This is a genomic window from Sphingobacterium sp. UBA1897 (assembly GCF_002337775.1).
GTDB lineage: Bacteria > Bacteroidota > Bacteroidia > Sphingobacteriales > Sphingobacteriaceae > Sphingobacterium > Sphingobacterium siyangense.
Window position 1 is genome coordinate 1 of sequence record NZ_DDGR01000037.1, and the last position, 13,838, is coordinate 13,838.

16 protein-coding genes and 1 pseudogene are annotated in these 13,838 nt (G+C 38.9%); 11 read left to right on the plus strand and 6 right to left on the minus strand.

The features are described 5' to 3' along the window. Positions 1–78 precede the first annotated feature (78 nt). Positions 79–1,080: an energy transducer TonB gene (locus B4N43_RS23585; protein WP_286736601.1), complete on the plus strand. Its 1,002-nt coding sequence runs from the start codon at positions 79–81 to the stop codon at positions 1,078–1,080. 6 nt (positions 1,081–1,086) lie between these two features. On the opposite strand, the gene B4N43_RS23590 is transcribed toward B4N43_RS23585, so the two are convergent. Further along, complete coding sequence (locus B4N43_RS23590) at positions 1,087–2,451, minus strand: tetratricopeptide repeat protein (RefSeq protein ID WP_286736603.1); 1,365 nt, start codon at positions 2,449–2,451, stop codon at positions 1,087–1,089. Between the two features lie 258 nt (positions 2,452–2,709). Between B4N43_RS23590 and B4N43_RS23595 the strand changes: the two genes are divergently transcribed. The 4 genes from B4N43_RS23595 to B4N43_RS23605 all read left to right on the plus strand — a co-directional run bounded on the left by B4N43_RS23595 (position 2,710) and on the right by B4N43_RS23605 (position 4,485). Further along, positions 2,710–3,234 carry a DUF6454 family protein gene (locus B4N43_RS23595; protein ID WP_286736605.1) on the plus strand — a complete coding sequence of 175 codons (525 nt, stop codon included), beginning with the start codon at positions 2,710–2,712 and terminating at the stop codon, positions 3,232–3,234. Further along, positions 3,234–3,419 carry a DUF6454 family protein gene (locus B4N43_RS25615; protein ID WP_376749083.1) on the plus strand — a complete coding sequence of 62 codons (186 nt, stop codon included), beginning with the start codon at positions 3,234–3,236 and terminating at the stop codon, positions 3,417–3,419. The genes B4N43_RS23595 and B4N43_RS25615 overlap by 1 nt, the downstream gene beginning before the upstream one ends. Positions 3,420–3,481: 62 nt before the next feature. After that, entirely contained in the window at positions 3,482–3,658 is a 177-nt protein-coding gene (locus B4N43_RS23600) for a hypothetical protein (protein ID WP_157698392.1), read from the plus strand. A 215-nt stretch (positions 3,659–3,873) separates the two neighbouring features. Beyond that, positions 3,874–4,485 carry a DUF1269 domain-containing protein gene (locus B4N43_RS23605; RefSeq protein WP_286736607.1) on the plus strand — a complete coding sequence of 204 codons (612 nt, stop codon included), beginning with the start codon at positions 3,874–3,876 and terminating at the stop codon, positions 4,483–4,485. 218 nt (positions 4,486–4,703) lie between these two features. On the opposite strand, the gene B4N43_RS23610 is transcribed toward B4N43_RS23605, so the two are convergent. Further along, a complete protein-coding gene (locus B4N43_RS23610; protein WP_286736609.1) occupies positions 4,704–5,249 on the minus strand; it encodes a helix-turn-helix domain-containing protein in 546 nt (181 codons plus the stop codon). A 98-nt stretch (positions 5,250–5,347) separates the two neighbouring features. On the opposite strand from B4N43_RS23610, the gene B4N43_RS23615 reads away from it, so the two are divergent. The 5 genes from B4N43_RS23615 (at position 5,348) to B4N43_RS23635 (ending at position 8,941) form a co-directional block, all read left to right on the plus strand. Next, on the plus strand, positions 5,348–6,073 hold the full coding sequence (locus B4N43_RS23615) for a TonB-dependent siderophore receptor (protein WP_286736679.1): 726 nt from the start codon (positions 5,348–5,350) through the stop codon (positions 6,071–6,073). Positions 6,074–6,075: 2 nt separating this feature from the next. Next, positions 6,076–7,239, plus strand: a complete 1,164-nt coding sequence (locus B4N43_RS23620) for a PepSY-associated TM helix domain-containing protein (protein WP_070567522.1) — start codon at positions 6,076–6,078, stop codon at positions 7,237–7,239. A gap of 319 nt (positions 7,240–7,558) precedes the next feature. Next, complete coding sequence (locus B4N43_RS23625; RefSeq protein ID WP_070567525.1) at positions 7,559–7,762, plus strand: type II toxin-antitoxin system Y4mF family antitoxin; 204 nt, start codon at positions 7,559–7,561, stop codon at positions 7,760–7,762. Beyond that, positions 7,762–8,097 (plus strand): HipA N-terminal domain-containing protein, encoded by a 336-nt coding sequence (locus tag B4N43_RS23630; RefSeq protein ID WP_286736611.1) that lies wholly within the window; start codon positions 7,762–7,764, stop codon positions 8,095–8,097. Before B4N43_RS23625 ends, B4N43_RS23630 begins: the two co-directional genes overlap by 1 nt. After that, entirely contained in the window at positions 8,090–8,941 is an 852-nt protein-coding gene (locus B4N43_RS23635; RefSeq protein ID WP_286736612.1) for a HipA domain-containing protein, read from the plus strand. Before B4N43_RS23630 ends, B4N43_RS23635 begins: the two co-directional genes overlap by 8 nt. A gap of 14 nt (positions 8,942–8,955) precedes the next feature. Here B4N43_RS23635 and B4N43_RS23640 read toward each other — a convergent pair. The 4 genes and pseudogenes from B4N43_RS23640 to B4N43_RS23655 all read right to left on the minus strand — a co-directional run. Beyond that, positions 8,956–9,486 (minus strand): annotated as a pseudogene (locus B4N43_RS23640) (3-hydroxyacyl-CoA dehydrogenase NAD-binding domain-containing protein); the annotation flags it as partial. Beyond that, entirely contained in the window at positions 9,461–10,597 is a 1,137-nt protein-coding gene (locus B4N43_RS23645; protein ID WP_070567531.1) for a catalase family protein, read from the minus strand. The gene B4N43_RS23645 and the pseudogene B4N43_RS23640, both read right to left, overlap by 26 nt. Before the next feature lie 17 nt (positions 10,598–10,614). Continuing rightward, a complete protein-coding gene (locus B4N43_RS23650) occupies positions 10,615–11,970 on the minus strand; it encodes a Dyp-type peroxidase (protein WP_286736613.1) in 1,356 nt (451 codons plus the stop codon). Between the two features lie 20 nt (positions 11,971–11,990). Then, positions 11,991–12,548 carry a hypothetical protein gene (locus tag B4N43_RS23655; RefSeq protein ID WP_070567536.1) on the minus strand — a complete coding sequence of 186 codons (558 nt, stop codon included), beginning with the start codon at positions 12,546–12,548 and terminating at the stop codon, positions 11,991–11,993. 800 nt (positions 12,549–13,348) lie between these two features. Here B4N43_RS23655 and B4N43_RS23660 point away from each other — a divergent pair. Beyond that, positions 13,349–13,807 carry a hypothetical protein gene (locus B4N43_RS23660; RefSeq protein WP_070567538.1) on the plus strand — a complete coding sequence of 153 codons (459 nt, stop codon included), beginning with the start codon at positions 13,349–13,351 and terminating at the stop codon, positions 13,805–13,807. Positions 13,808–13,838: the final 31 nt, after the last annotated feature.

Here is a 13,838-nt window from a genome sequence, read left to right on the forward strand (position 1 = left end):
ACAAACGGGCGCAGCTTAAACGCTGCGCATTATTTCACCTAAAAAATATATATTTGATTAAATAAAATTAACCATATCATGCACTATTATCCCTTAAATATACACAAATACATTATTTTCCTCCTTTTTACGGCCCTTGTGATTCATGCAAAAGCACAAGAAACAATTGTCACTTATATAAAGAAAAATCGTGGTATTACTGCTATAAAAGATTCAGCCGCTTACACAAACATTATTCGGTTAACAGCAAATGAATTGGGGCTTTACGAAGTAAACGATTACTATCCAAATGGCAATTTAAAAAGACATGGCTGGACAAAAGTAGCTGACCCACGAAGATTATATCTGGAAGGCATTATTGAAAGTTATCACAACAATGGCAACCTAGCGGTATCAGCCGGATATAAAGACAATAAACTGAGCGATACTGTAAAAAGATACCACGAAAATGGTCTTTTAAGAGAAATTAGATTTTTCTCCGGTTCTGAAGCCAGTCCCAACGAATTTCTTTTTCAGGACCAGCATAGCCGACTAATCTATTATGCTGATTCAACAGGCCGAAAGCAGGTCGAAAATGGAAATGGCACGTTCGAATTTAAAAACAATATAAATACTGAAAAAGGTGTATATGTTGATGGATTACGTCAAGGACATTGGGAAGGTACTTTAAAAAAAGGAAAGATCAAGTTTGAAGAATGGTATGAAAAAGGTGTATTAAGCAAGGGAACCAGCACAGATAGTATGGGCAATGTGCATCCCTATACACGTCGAGATGTCCAACCGGAATACCCTGGCGGGATAAAAAACCTTATGATCTTTATTGCCCAGAATTATAAATATCCCAAAGAAGCTTTAAATGCAAAAGTATCAGGACAACTTCTCATCAGTTTTGTCATTGAAAAAAATGGTCTGGCGAATGAATTTGAAGTGATTAATGACCTCGGGTATGGAACAGCAGCAAATGGTATAGCAGTACTGAAGAAAGCCGAAAAATGGGCTCCGGGTTATCAATACGGTATGCCTGTACGTGTGCAGTTTACCATTCCAATCCGTTTACATACAGGTCCCGCTCCAAATTAGCCCTGATCATAATCGTCTGGACTGCATCTGCTTCAATACGGCCTTCATTTTTTCCTGATAGAGCTTATTTGACTTCGATAATTTCACAGCTCTCTGTTGTTCTTCTTCTGCCTGCGCATAAAAGCCAACCCGATACAACAATAAAGCCATCGTATAACGGAATGCTGGCACATCAGGTTTGAGATCTATTGTTTTCTTTTGCCAACGGATCGCATCAAATATAACTTCCGGGTTATTCTTTTCAAAAGCCAGGATCTGTTGCGCACCGTAATTTAAATTAGTTGCCTGGTCATCCTGATAATATTTACGCCCTTTACCCACTAGGGATTTGAATTCTGCGTTTTGCGCACTGTCCAATAAAAGACGGTTTCGTGTAAACTGGATCTGCCGATCCTGCGCAAAATCTATTCGGGACAATGAATCAGGATCAACCCGATAAAATGATTGATCGTAATAGTTCCGCGCCATCTGGATGTAAGATAGGCTATCTTTCATAAGCCGCTTATACTCCAAGGGATGAAAAGCTTGCGCATTAGATGCACGCAAATAATTAGGCGTCCATGTCGTATAGGCAAAATAGCCTACTTCTTGGGCTAATGAAAAGTTTTTCTTTTCAAGAGATTCCCGAAATGTCCGCTGTATAATCCTGTTGTTTATCTTTTTACGAACTGGCAATGGCAAAGAGGAATAGAGGCTATCCACCATTTTGTTATTGGTACGCGCCAGTAAATAAGATTTACTATTATATACAGGGCCACAGCTCAATAAAAAAACAACTGTCTCAAAATTATTCAATTGCTCTATCGTCAGCTGCGCTATATAGTCACTCAATAGCTGCTGGTCTGTATATTGATCAAATGTCTGATTGTAGCGAAGTATTTTGCTCAACAAGGACTGTTGACGCATCCCCTTTCGATATTCTGCTATAAGCTTACCGAGAGTTTCAGCTTTTGCAAGCGTATTTGCCGAGTCTATGAGTCTTTCCAGCTCATCTCCCCCATCAACCGCCTTGTCTATTCGTAAAATAGGAATCCCATCTTTATCGGTAAAAAGGTACATTGGTTTATCAAGACTGAAAACCCGTTGTAATGGATGGTCAAATTTATCCCGATCCACCTGAACAATTCCCGACACAAACTGCGTACTGAGGATATCTTTTGCTTTTTTTGAAACAGAGCCTCTAAAAGGAATAAACTGATCGTCCCGTTGATGAACCACCAAGAACATCGGCTTATTTTCCTTTGCTGCGCGCTCCAGCAGCTGTAAATAATCTTCTTTTTGCGGAAATGTCTGCTGCTGTGCTATTGCAGGGTAAACAAACACCCAACACAAAAATATGAATACAGCAGATTGGAACTTGAAATGATTCATTATCTATGAAAATTAACTAGCAATAACTTATGATATAATTTGTAGAATTGGATAAAAGTTTCAATTCTTCTATTCAAGAGACATCGAATTGGGAGGCCAAGCGAACAATTAAATAGCAAAAATGAATGTATAAAGCTAATAAAATACAGGCAAAAAACCACAACGAATTTAACTCTATATATAAAAAATTAATAAAAAAAGAAAGCTCTGCAATAGCAGTTCCCGTAAGCCACTAGACAAATACCGATAAAAAAAGCTTTGATAGCTAAACAGCGGCCGATCTACGAAGAGCAGGCCGTCGGCCTGGGAACGGGCTATCTCATGAAATTTAATTTTAAAGGAGAGCTTATTGCTCAACTTCGTTTAGGAAAAGATAGCGTTTATCATCCCGGGGGGATAGATTTTGATGGTCAATATATTTGGATCCCAGTCTGTGAATATCGTCCCCACGGCAGGTCGCTGATTTACAGAATAGATCCGACTACCATGGAAGCGAAGGTTGAATTTACGTTAGACGATGCCATTGGAGCCCTTGTTTGCGATCGAGATCGACATGAACTCGTTGGTTTCAATTGGGATGCTATGCAGTTTTATACGTGGAAACAACAATTGCTCGATCGTGGTAAATGGCATTTAAAATCAATCTCTAACAATAATCAGCATTTTATTAATTTTCAGGATGGACAATATGTGGGTCAAGGTTTGATGATTTGCTCCGGGGTCAACAGTTTTTTGAAAGATCCCCACGCAAAGGAGCGCATCGTAATCGGGGCATTCAATTAATGGATATTCATACCTATCAGAGCACCTATACCCTGCCAATCCACTTAAGAAGTAAAACAGGTCGCATTATGACAAGTAATCCTTTTTACACCGATGTCGTTGACGGAAAGGTCTGCCTGTACTTTGTGCCCGATGATGATCAATCCACACTTTACATGTATGAGATAACTAATTCCAAATCATGAATTGCTCTGGGAGTCGCTATGGCTGAAATTGATATCAGACAAATACAAAAGAAATTAATTCGATGGTACACAAATTTGGTACTAAAACATTTATCAATAGTCTCTGGAATGTCGATAAACTGGTTTTGAATGATCCAGCTGAATTTGGCAAAGTGCATCAGAACGGGGCAAATATAGTCCAAGCAGATTATCCTGAATTATTACTCAGACACCTTCGTTTACATAAACTTCACCAATAGATTACAATTTATCCGGAAGTCTATCGTCCATACTAAAAATAAAAAACCACCCTTATTATGACTTTCGTTCCGTGAGGCAATAGCTGCTCAGATCAGCTCGTTTTATTACGAATAAATAACCCCCGAGTCATATTATTATTTTATTTGACCAACTCAAAAAAAATAATTTAAATTTATTACAACACAAAAATGTTCATTACAAAATTCAAATCCATATGGAAAATATTTTGATTTATATCGTTGATTCGACAGAGAAATCAATCGCGGTAAACCACACTTTAGCCGATCTCGACCGTAATGGTGACATTCGTATTTATGAGTCTATAACCATCCGAAAAACAGATCAGGGTGGTTTTGACGTACTGAAAGACGCGACAGAAGAGGGCGGCTGGAAAACACTCGGCGGAGGTGCCATCGGTGCATTGATCGGTATTGTGGGCGGTCCACTAGGTTTATTGCTGGGCGGACTTACCGGAACATTTATCGGGGCGACGATGGATACCGAAGAATTTGTTGTGTCGACCGATTTTATTGATCAGGTCAATAATAGCTTGCAAGTGGGGGAAATAGCAGTGATTACTGTTGTTGACGAAACAAGCCCAGATTTCGTGGATACAGCTTTGCAACCCTTGGAAGGACGATCCTTCCGGACGAGTGTTGATGAGGCCTATGATCATTATCAGGAACGCGTAGAAAAGGCGGCTTCCGAAGAACACGCAGCGGAAAAAGCCAAACGGGAAGCCAAGAAAGCCGAACGGAAAGAAAAACGTGCGGAACTCCGCGAGAGTGTCAAGAAAAAGATTTCAGACTGGTGGGACAAACTTTAATTTAAGCATCTTTAACTTCAAGCAGCTTCGGCTAACGATAAGGGCTGCTTGGAGTTTGGGAAAAATCGCCAAAACTCCACCCCTAGCAAAACGGCGTTTGAAGTAAGCGACAAAAAGACAAAAAACGCAAGGATCGTAGTGAACAGGCGAATAAATAAACCGCTTGATACAGATACTCAAAAGGACAGGACCAACTCACAGGGTGGTAAACAGAAGATTTAGACTTTTGAAGAACGTTGCACTACTTTTGGTTTTACCCCGAAATGCTTCTTAAAACTTGCTGAGAAATGCGCAGGATTGTTATAGCCTAAAAAGCGTGAAATTTCATTTATAGGCCGGTCTCCTTGTGTAAGTAAGCTCCTAGCTTTTTGCATTCTCACCTTGGTCAAATGCCCATAAATGGTTGTACCATAGCAGAGCTTGAAATATTTCTTTAAATAGTTTTCATTCGTTCCTAATTCAGCAGACAATTGCGATAAAGATTGCGGATCGGTCAAACTATTTTCTACTATTCTTTTTGCTTCCGCCATCAGTTTTTTCATTTCCGGACTAAGGCTATTATCCGTTCGAGACACCGTATTACCAAGTTTATGCTGGTCAAATGTTCGCGCCAATAACTCCATGAGTTTACCAAAACAAAATAAGGATTTCCATTCCTGATCAAGCTCCGAATTGAGCAACTCGGTTATAATCCTTTTCTGCTGTACACTGATCAAAGCCGAATTGTCAAACAGGATGCCCGATCGCGACGATTCTAAAAGCATATGAAGTTTGGCCAGAAAAGGGCTTTCCTGCGTCAAAAATGACTCGAATAAGGAGACCGGAATATTGACTTCAACAAAACTTTCTGCAGGATGTTATACTGCCGCGCTTTGGAGCAGTTTACACCATCAACCCACAGATCAATCTATATGGAACTTACGTAAAAGGCTATAATCCGCAGACAGCTTCGGCACTGGCAAACCCTAATGCCGGAGGTCCATTTGATCCACTCGAAAATGACATGACCGAATTTGGATTAAAAACAGCCTGGTTGGACGGAAAACTCCAGGCAAGTACAGCTATCTATCAGATCAATCAGAAGAATACGCTTTACCCCGCCCCCACTGCCGACAATGCAGATTTAATGGAACAAATCGGAAAAGAAAGATCGAAAGGGATAGAGTTTGATATTCAGGGTCAAATTCTCCCGCACTGGAGTGTTATTGCCTCCTATGCCTACAATGATGCAAAGATTACCGAAGGTGGAAATAATGAAGAACTGAACAGACAAAAACCAAATGCGCCTCAAAATACGGCAAACATCTGGACCAGATTCTCCATTCCTTCCGGAAAAGCAAAAGGCTTGGGAATCGGCGTCGGGGCCAATTATGTGGATAAGCGAAACCTTTCCCTTAACCAGAACCAGACCATCCCATCCTACAGTTTACTGAACGCAGCATTATATTATACCATTGGAAAAGTACAATTGCAGGCCAACTTTAATAATATCAGCAATAAAACCCATTGGGTAGGTGGTTACGATTATATCCGTCTATTTCCAGGTGCACCACGTAATTTACTATTTACACTAGGCTATACCTTTTAAGCATGACTTTAAAAAAGATGATCTTGTTTTTACACCGCTGGATCGGATTATTGTCCGGTCTGGTGGTTTTTATCGTAAGCATTACAGGCGCTATTTATGTATTTGAAAAGGAACTATTTGCCCTATTTCATCCAAGTTATGTAACGGTAACGGCACAGAAAGGCAAGAAAATACTTCCCCTTTCCGTCTTAAAGGCAAATGCGCAGCGTGTCACCGATCATACCATTACCATTATCCGTGTTCCTGCTACAGATGATCAACGACAAGTTCATCTATTTGAAGCACTTAAGCGCCGTCCAAAGAACGATGTCGGGGGTGTATTTGTAAATAAAGAAATCATCTATTGGGACCGTATTTTCGTAGATCCCTACAGCGGCCGCGTTTTAGGAAAAATAGACGTTGAGACAAACTTCTTCTGGATTGTAAGGCAGATCCACCAATTCCTTTATCTCCGGCGCGACGTAGGGAGCGCAATCGTAGGGAGCAGCGTCCTGCTGTTTATCATTACACTAATTTCGGGGCTTTTCCTTTGGTGGCCAAAAAATCGGAAGGTAGCTGTAAAGCGGTTAAAAATAGATTTCAGCGCGAAGTGGAAACGTCTCAACTATGATCTTCATCAAGTACTTGGCTTTTATGCATTTTTGTTCGCGATTGTCATCGCATCAACCGGTTTGGTTTGGTCCTTCAAGTGGTGGGAAACTAGCATCTACTGGCTTATGGACGGTAAGCGGCCCAATACGAAAATAGAAGAACCAAAAATTCAAGGCAGCCCGGTGACAGAATCACGTGTAGCACTTTTAGACCTGATATGGTCTGACGTTCTGAAAAAGGACAGTACACATCAGGGCGTTTTGATCAATTTGGTTCCCGAAACTACTCAAGCTAATGTAAATATCTATACGAAAGGAAATACCTGGTGGTCGGCCTCCGATGCCTATGCCTATGATCTTCGGAATGGGAGTGCATACTACAAACGCCTACAAAATGATAAAACACTGGGCATGAAATGGCGAAACTCCAATTACGATATTCATGTCGGAAAAATAGCCGGGTCTACAGGCATGTGGATCGCTTTTGTAACGAGTTTAATCTGTGCCTCTCTGCCGGTAACAGGTTTCTACATTTGGTACGGTAGAAAATTTAAAAAGAAAAAATCACGCTTATAGCATACAGGTTTACAGCCCTCTGGGCAAATAGTTAACGTTCTGCTGTTCAAAAAATTATTTATATTTTACGTCGACTTCATCATAAACTTTTTTCTCAAAATATCCCGCTTATGCTTCACAAGATATAACCGCTTGAAACAGAAGTTCCGTCTAAATAACACGACTACCCTTAAAGAATTTCTAAGAAGACTACTGCAAACAACAGAAAGAAGTTTTTTCACCCCGAACGGGTATAAAGTATGTAAAAAATATAAAAATTATACCCGATACAGTATAATTTAAGAATATTTACTATATTTATATCAGATAGGGTATAATTATGGATTCATTACGCGTGTTTGTAAAACAGAAACGAAAAGAATTAAAGCTAACACAGGAAGATTTAGCTGCGAATGCTGGAGTCGGCTTAAGGTTTGTGCGTGACCTCGAGCAGGGAAAAAAAACATTACGTTTAGACAAAATAAATGACATATTGGCGTTATTCGGTAAAGAAGTTGGTGTAATTGATCAAATTAAAGAGTGATGGCACGCGAAGCAAAAATATACTTTCATGATGACTTGGCTGGATTTCTAATTGAGACAGATCATGGTTATTCATTTAGTTATGATAAGAATTATCTAAAAAAAACTGATCCACAACCTATCAGTCTAACTTTACCGATTTCCGAAAACACTTATTATAGCAATATATTATTTCCGTTCTTTGATGGATTAATTCCTGAAGGATGGTTATTGGAAATCGGTGAAAAGCATTGGAAACTCAATCCCAGAGATCGTTTTGCGCTGTTGATAAACCTATGTCGAGACACTATAGGAGCAGTTTCTGTTTATCCGATGGAGGCGGAAAACGATGGCTAATTGTTTGTTTTGCTATAAACCAGTTGAAACAGGAGACTATCATACAGCATGTTCAAGAGTGTTTTTTGGAACAACTCAAGTTCCCTATTTGGAGTTGGACCAGGAAAAATTGAAAAAATTAGGCGAAGTTACTGTAGCTGAGCGATTGGCAATAACTGGCGTACAGCCAAAAATATCACTCAGTCTAAATGGAGAAAAGGGCAGTAAGCGACTTACCTTAGTTGGTCTTTGGGGAGATTATATCCTGAAACCTCAATCAAAAGAATATCTACTCATGCCAGAAGTAGAAGATCTAACGATGCACCTCGCAGCGTTATTTAAGATAGAAACAGCAAAACACGCATTAATACGAACTTCCACAGGAGAACTGGCCTACATTACAAAACGATTTGACCGTAAGAAGGGCAAAAAAATCCACGTTGAAGATTTATGTCAATTATCGCAGCTTATGACCGAGCAAAAATACAATAGCTCTTATGAACGCGTAGGAAAAATCATCAAGCAATTTGCTTCCAACACCGGATTAGATGCAATCAAATATTTTAGGCTCGTACTGTTTAGCTTTTTAACTGGAAATAACGACATGCATCTCAAGAATTTTTCACTCATGCATACGAATCATGGTGTTTTATTATCACCAGCATATGATCTCATCAATGTTAACTTAATCTATCCAAAAGATAAGGAAGATATGGCTCTCACATTGGGTGGTCGTAAACGAAAAATAAAACGTTCAGATTTTAACCAGCTTGCGCAAAGTTTGGGAATTCCTGAACTGGTCAGAGACAATATATATTCCTTATTCACGACAATAGGCACCATACCGATATCTTTAGAAAACTGAATAATTTCTTTCTTGATATTTTCATCCGTTTTAGGATGTGCCATGATTTCAGCTGTATTGCGCAACCATATTTGATTGGCAAAATGTAGATTCAAAAACTGTTGTGGCCTACCCGTACTATCTGCAAATTGACTCGGCAATAAGGTAGAAGAATTACTTGCAAAAATCGTTTTGTCAGCAGCCAATTGCGCTGCCTGTTTGTAAAAATCCTTTTTTATTTGGATTTCTTCTGGAATAGCTTCAATAAGCAAATCGGCATCTTTAAGCGCTTCCTCCAGATTACTCGTATAGCTCAAATGCTCCTTTGCCGCTGCTATTTGCGCATCGGTAGCTTGAATATCGATACGATAATTTTTTGCTAAATCATCAAATTTTGATTTTGCTCTATTTACAATCTCCGCATTGATGTCATAAACGGTAACATCAAAACCGTGAAAAGCAGTCTGAAAAGCGATTTGATAACCCAAAACACCACTACCCGCTACGGTGATTTTTTTATTGAATTCATTTGTACGACAATTAAAGTTTATAAAAATTAGGGTCAAAGGCTTCTTGCAAATTCGTTGGCTCTCTTCTTTTTTTATGATTAAGATCGTGCCTTGCCGTGGAAGAAGTGACGTATGCCGATTGCCTTGCTCTTTGCAAATTGCCTATAGGCGCATTTTCTTCCAACGTGCGGAATGGTGTAAAAGATAAATTTTCCATCACATCAAAATTGCCATCTACAGGAACCTGTTGTTTCGGAATTCTAATTTTTGCAACCGTTTGAAAAGGCGATAATTCCTGCGACCATTCTTCGGTCAGATCATTAATCGGCATCTTTTTTAGGTCTTTGCACAACTGAATTTGCAATTCAAAAGTCAAATCGTTTTTCGCAATTTCTTTGATAATCCCCTTGCGGTAAGGCCAATCGGCACTATCTATATCAATATCTTTTTCGGTAATAAGATTTTGAGTTTCGACAGTAGGTGCAATTCGAATTTTCGCCATATAATCGCCATGACGAACAGCACCCATACTGTAAAATTCATACAAAAAACTGTTTATAGAAGGGATTTTTTCAAATGTTTTTAAAGCGCCCAATTCCTTTAATGCTTCAAAATTTGGGAAAGCTTTTTTGTTTTCAGTCACCCATAAAGTGGCAAATTCCAACTTACCCAAAGCACCTCTTTCAAAGAAATCGTTTAGCTGTAAAAATAACTTCGAAATAAACACATAATGTGCTGCCGTGTTGCAGAAAAACACTGGATTATTAATCAAATTATAATCAACATTAGGTGAATCTTCCTCACCCGGAGCTAATTTTTTACCTTTAATACCAAAAATTTTCAACGCAAAACCCTGTGCATTTCCGCTTAATTTATCGGGCAACACACGAGATGATCCGTTCGAAAACCGCACGACAGCTTCGTATTTTCCAGCTTGCTTATAAATGCCTTGAGCCAGTTCTTCGGGTAGATTGGTTAAAATTTCAACCTCTGCTTTTAGTGCGGCATAGCCATTGGCATGCGCATCACGCGTATGGTGTGCTATTTTACTAATCTCAGGCGTATTTCTGATATAATCTTGAATATCTTTATTAATCTTAGCTATATATTTGTCAAAATTCGCAGGAATTTCTTCTAAATCATAGCTGTATTTTATATTTTCGCTCATGCTTACATTTTTAGCTGTTACAATTCACTGATCCATTTTAGAGCGGAAATACTCGGAATAAAACAATATTCACCACCTTTTACTAAGTTGAACGTTTGCAAACCACGGTATCTTTTCACCAATGGATCGGCAGGCATCGTAAACAATCCCTCTTTATCCTGAACGCCAATCATTGGGTCTTTTTCGGTTCCCAAATTCTGAGAATTCCCATCATTTGCCCATTGTTTTTGCAAAAATTCAAGCGTTCCCATCGCATCAGCACTGATACCCATGAAATATTGACCCCGCTCTTTGCCATCATCCTTGGTAACTTCTGGTGGAACAATGTCCCCAAAAGTCACACTACGTCGAATAATGCGGTGCAGACGCTCATCTTCCAACACAAATGATTTGGAATCTCTAGGATTCATTCTTCGGATATGCGAACTGAAAGGACATTTTTTACCATCTTCATCCCCTTTGAAAGAGAAATGATTGTTCTTGTTCATATCCTCACCAAGCTCTTTATCGTCTTTATCCGCCGACAAAACCAGCGGAGCACCACTTCGCCAACGTCCCACCATTTTCGCAGCCAAAAGTTCGCCCTCTTCGGCAGAATTGGTATTTTCTTGAATGTATTTATTGAAATCGGCAACTTGACTTTGGTATTTTCTAAAAATCATAAACGAGCTGTTCTTGCCCAAAACATCGGGTTGCGGATACGGTTTCGTAATGTCGCCTTCGCCAGGGTAGCCCAACACAAATTCGCCAGCTTTCAAGGGTCTATCAAAACCTGGAGGAACATCAATACCGCTGCCTTCAATTTCGGGATTGCTGATGCCATCGCGGAATCCAAAGACATTTTTCACTTCTTCGGTCGCCCCAAAATCGTGACTAATTAAAACCTGAACGCCAGAACTATCGTGTAATTTGGATTTAAACTCTTCAAATTTTGCCTTCCAATCGGTTTTGTTATTGGCAATAATAGCTGCCGCAATATGGATGTTGGCATTTTTGAAATCCCTCTCCCAATTTTTAGGATCATTAACCCCGATATCATTTAAAAAACCAGCCCTTTTAGCCATTCCTTCCTTGAAAGATTCAGGAAAAGAATCCAAAGAATCTTTGGGAAGGCCAATTTTCTCCAATCCTTTATAGGTGAAGGTAATAGAAACCGAAGAGCCGTCATTTTGATCCCAATTTCCTGCTGAATTCACCAAAGGAATTAGGTTTTTCAACGTCTGTTTTGCGTTAGTCGCATCTTTAATCTCCAAAAGAGCCACTGTACCGTAATAAGGAATTGGTCTGCTTCGGAGTACCAAAGCCTGAATTTCTTCTAATGCTATATTGACTTTATCCCTATTGAAAATTCTTTTTAAGAAATCTATTGCCATAATGAATCTATTTAGTAGGGTTATTTTTCAATTTTGTTCGCGTCGTCAATAGCTTTATTTAGACCAGTGATGATTTTGTCGTTTCTGCGAATATCATTCACCGTTAAGTGCGGAACCCCCACATACCAACCTGTAGCCGTGATTTGTTTGCTTAAAATAAAATCTTTAATCGTAGGATCTTTGATACCCGGCCAGCCTTCGATATTCCCAAAAATAATGTCCATCAACTGTGGAATTTTTGTAGCGAAGTCGTTGATATAAGCATCCCAATCGCCGTCATAAGCGGTACAGAAAAGAATTTTTTTATCATCATCGAACAATACAATTCTCAAATCGTGAAGCGTACCTACTTTGGTTGCTCCTTTCAGGTTTCCGTTGGCAATTTCCATGATTTTACGCAGGTTGTCTGCACCTCCTGGTTTCAAATCTGCCATAGCGGTAAGCTCTGAAACACGACCCGAACGCAATCCTTTTCTACCTGCCGAAGTGGTAGAATGATCGTAACCATCTTCAATTCCTTCGGATAAATTTGCTTTAATAAGCTCTGCTGTAAGTTTTAAATTATCAAATAGTGACATAATATGAGTGTTTTTAATTTATAAATTCATTCTTGCTGATTGATTTGAAATGACACGAATAGATTTCTCATTTCAGCTTAGGATGCTTTTAAATTCTATACATTAACAATAAGAAAACACATATATAATGTAGTTGATCTTGTTTTTGTACATATCTAATTTCATATATTATAGACCTTAGTAGCATTAAAACAACGTAGTTAAGAAATTGTTTTTTGTGATTAAAATATATCTACATATGTGACTTAATACAAAGCGCTTTGTCCTTTTATTTTGTAGTCATGTAGTCACGTGTTTTTTAAAACTTTTCAATTACAATGAAAAATCGGAGAAAATACTCAACAAACAATTCACCTCATTAGCTCCTCTTATTGCATACTCAAGGTTTAGTTGACTATCATGCCTAAAATAAGGCTCAATATAAAATAAAAGGACACAAATGATATATTCAATGATTAATAATAAAAACCCAAACGATACAATTCGCACACCTCTTTTCATATTTTGTTAAGCTAGTCTACTATAAATCACTTTCATACTTGTTCCTCTCTCAGAAATCATACTCACATTAAATGATCCAGAATTAAAGAATGAAGTGTTTTTTTTGGCCTTTTTTTTACTGAAGCAAATATATAACTTTATTTACTTGGAAATAAAAATTGTAACCATTACTGAAGATCTAGCTCAATTCACCAACAAATAATTATATTCTCCATAGTTGATAATATAATATACCAGTTGGCGATCCTAACCGCTTCAGCAGATTGGACGATTGATATGGCAAAATTAGCGATAAGCACATGAAAAACTTCGACAGAAACGGAAACGAGTACAAAATGAAACCCCAATTAGGAACCTATGTTCCTTTGGTTGCTATATTTTCTATTATGACCCTAGTTGGGTTCATCAAAATGCCGGAATCCCCTTTCAAATGGTGGATGCTGGGAGTTGTCGTAATCTTGATGATTTCCCTGCTTAGAGCCTATTTTATCATTGACATGGACAGAAGGGAAATGCGCGTCCGCAAGGGACTTTTAGGCAAAGAGGTGACTGTTCCGCTGGAAAGCCTACAGGGATTTACAATCCATAAACTCAAGCAGTACGGCCTCATCACCGTGAGCGTATCGCTTCACGCCCGTTATCGAAATGAAGATGGTAAAGAAAAAAAGGTGGAGCTCGCACAGCACTATTTTACAAAACCGATACAGCGGATATGTAATGAGATCGACGAAATCATCGCTGAAGAGAATAATCGGTGATCCGCTTATCCATAATCCTTAAGCCTGTTGA

What these genes read in the sequence shown, in the direction of transcription:
- B4N43_RS23585 (WP_286736601.1), top strand. Translation starts at nt 79, where the DNA reads ATGCACTATTATCCCTTAAATATACACAAATACATTATTTTCCTCCTT.
- B4N43_RS23590 (WP_286736603.1), bottom strand. Translation starts at nt 2,451, where the DNA reads ATGAATCATTTCAAGTTCCAATCTGCTGTATTCATATTTTTGTGTTGG.
- B4N43_RS25615 (WP_376749083.1), top strand. Translation starts at nt 3,234, where the DNA reads ATGGATATTCATACCTATCAGAGCACCTATACCCTGCCAATCCACTTA.
- B4N43_RS23600 (WP_157698392.1), top strand. Translation starts at nt 3,482, where the DNA reads ATGGTACACAAATTTGGTACTAAAACATTTATCAATAGTCTCTGGAAT.
- B4N43_RS23605 (WP_286736607.1), top strand. Translation starts at nt 3,874, where the DNA reads ATGGAAAATATTTTGATTTATATCGTTGATTCGACAGAGAAATCAATC.
- B4N43_RS23610 (WP_286736609.1), bottom strand. Translation starts at nt 5,249, where the DNA reads ATGCTTTTAGAATCGTCGCGATCGGGCATCCTGTTTGACAATTCGGCT.
- B4N43_RS23620 (WP_070567522.1), top strand. Translation starts at nt 6,076, where the DNA reads ATGACTTTAAAAAAGATGATCTTGTTTTTACACCGCTGGATCGGATTA.
- B4N43_RS23625 (WP_070567525.1), top strand. Translation starts at nt 7,559, where the DNA reads ATGGATTCATTACGCGTGTTTGTAAAACAGAAACGAAAAGAATTAAAG.
- B4N43_RS23630 (WP_286736611.1), top strand. Translation starts at nt 7,762, where the DNA reads ATGGCACGCGAAGCAAAAATATACTTTCATGATGACTTGGCTGGATTT.
- B4N43_RS23635 (WP_286736612.1), top strand. Translation starts at nt 8,090, where the DNA reads ATGGCTAATTGTTTGTTTTGCTATAAACCAGTTGAAACAGGAGACTAT.
- B4N43_RS23645 (WP_070567531.1), bottom strand. Translation starts at nt 10,597, where the DNA reads ATGAGCGAAAATATAAAATACAGCTATGATTTAGAAGAAATTCCTGCG.
- B4N43_RS23650 (WP_286736613.1), bottom strand. Translation starts at nt 11,970, where the DNA reads ATGGCAATAGATTTCTTAAAAAGAATTTTCAATAGGGATAAAGTCAAT.
- B4N43_RS23655 (WP_070567536.1), bottom strand. Translation starts at nt 12,548, where the DNA reads ATGTCACTATTTGATAATTTAAAACTTACAGCAGAGCTTATTAAAGCA.
- B4N43_RS23660 (WP_070567538.1), top strand. Translation starts at nt 13,349, where the DNA reads ATGAAAAACTTCGACAGAAACGGAAACGAGTACAAAATGAAACCCCAA.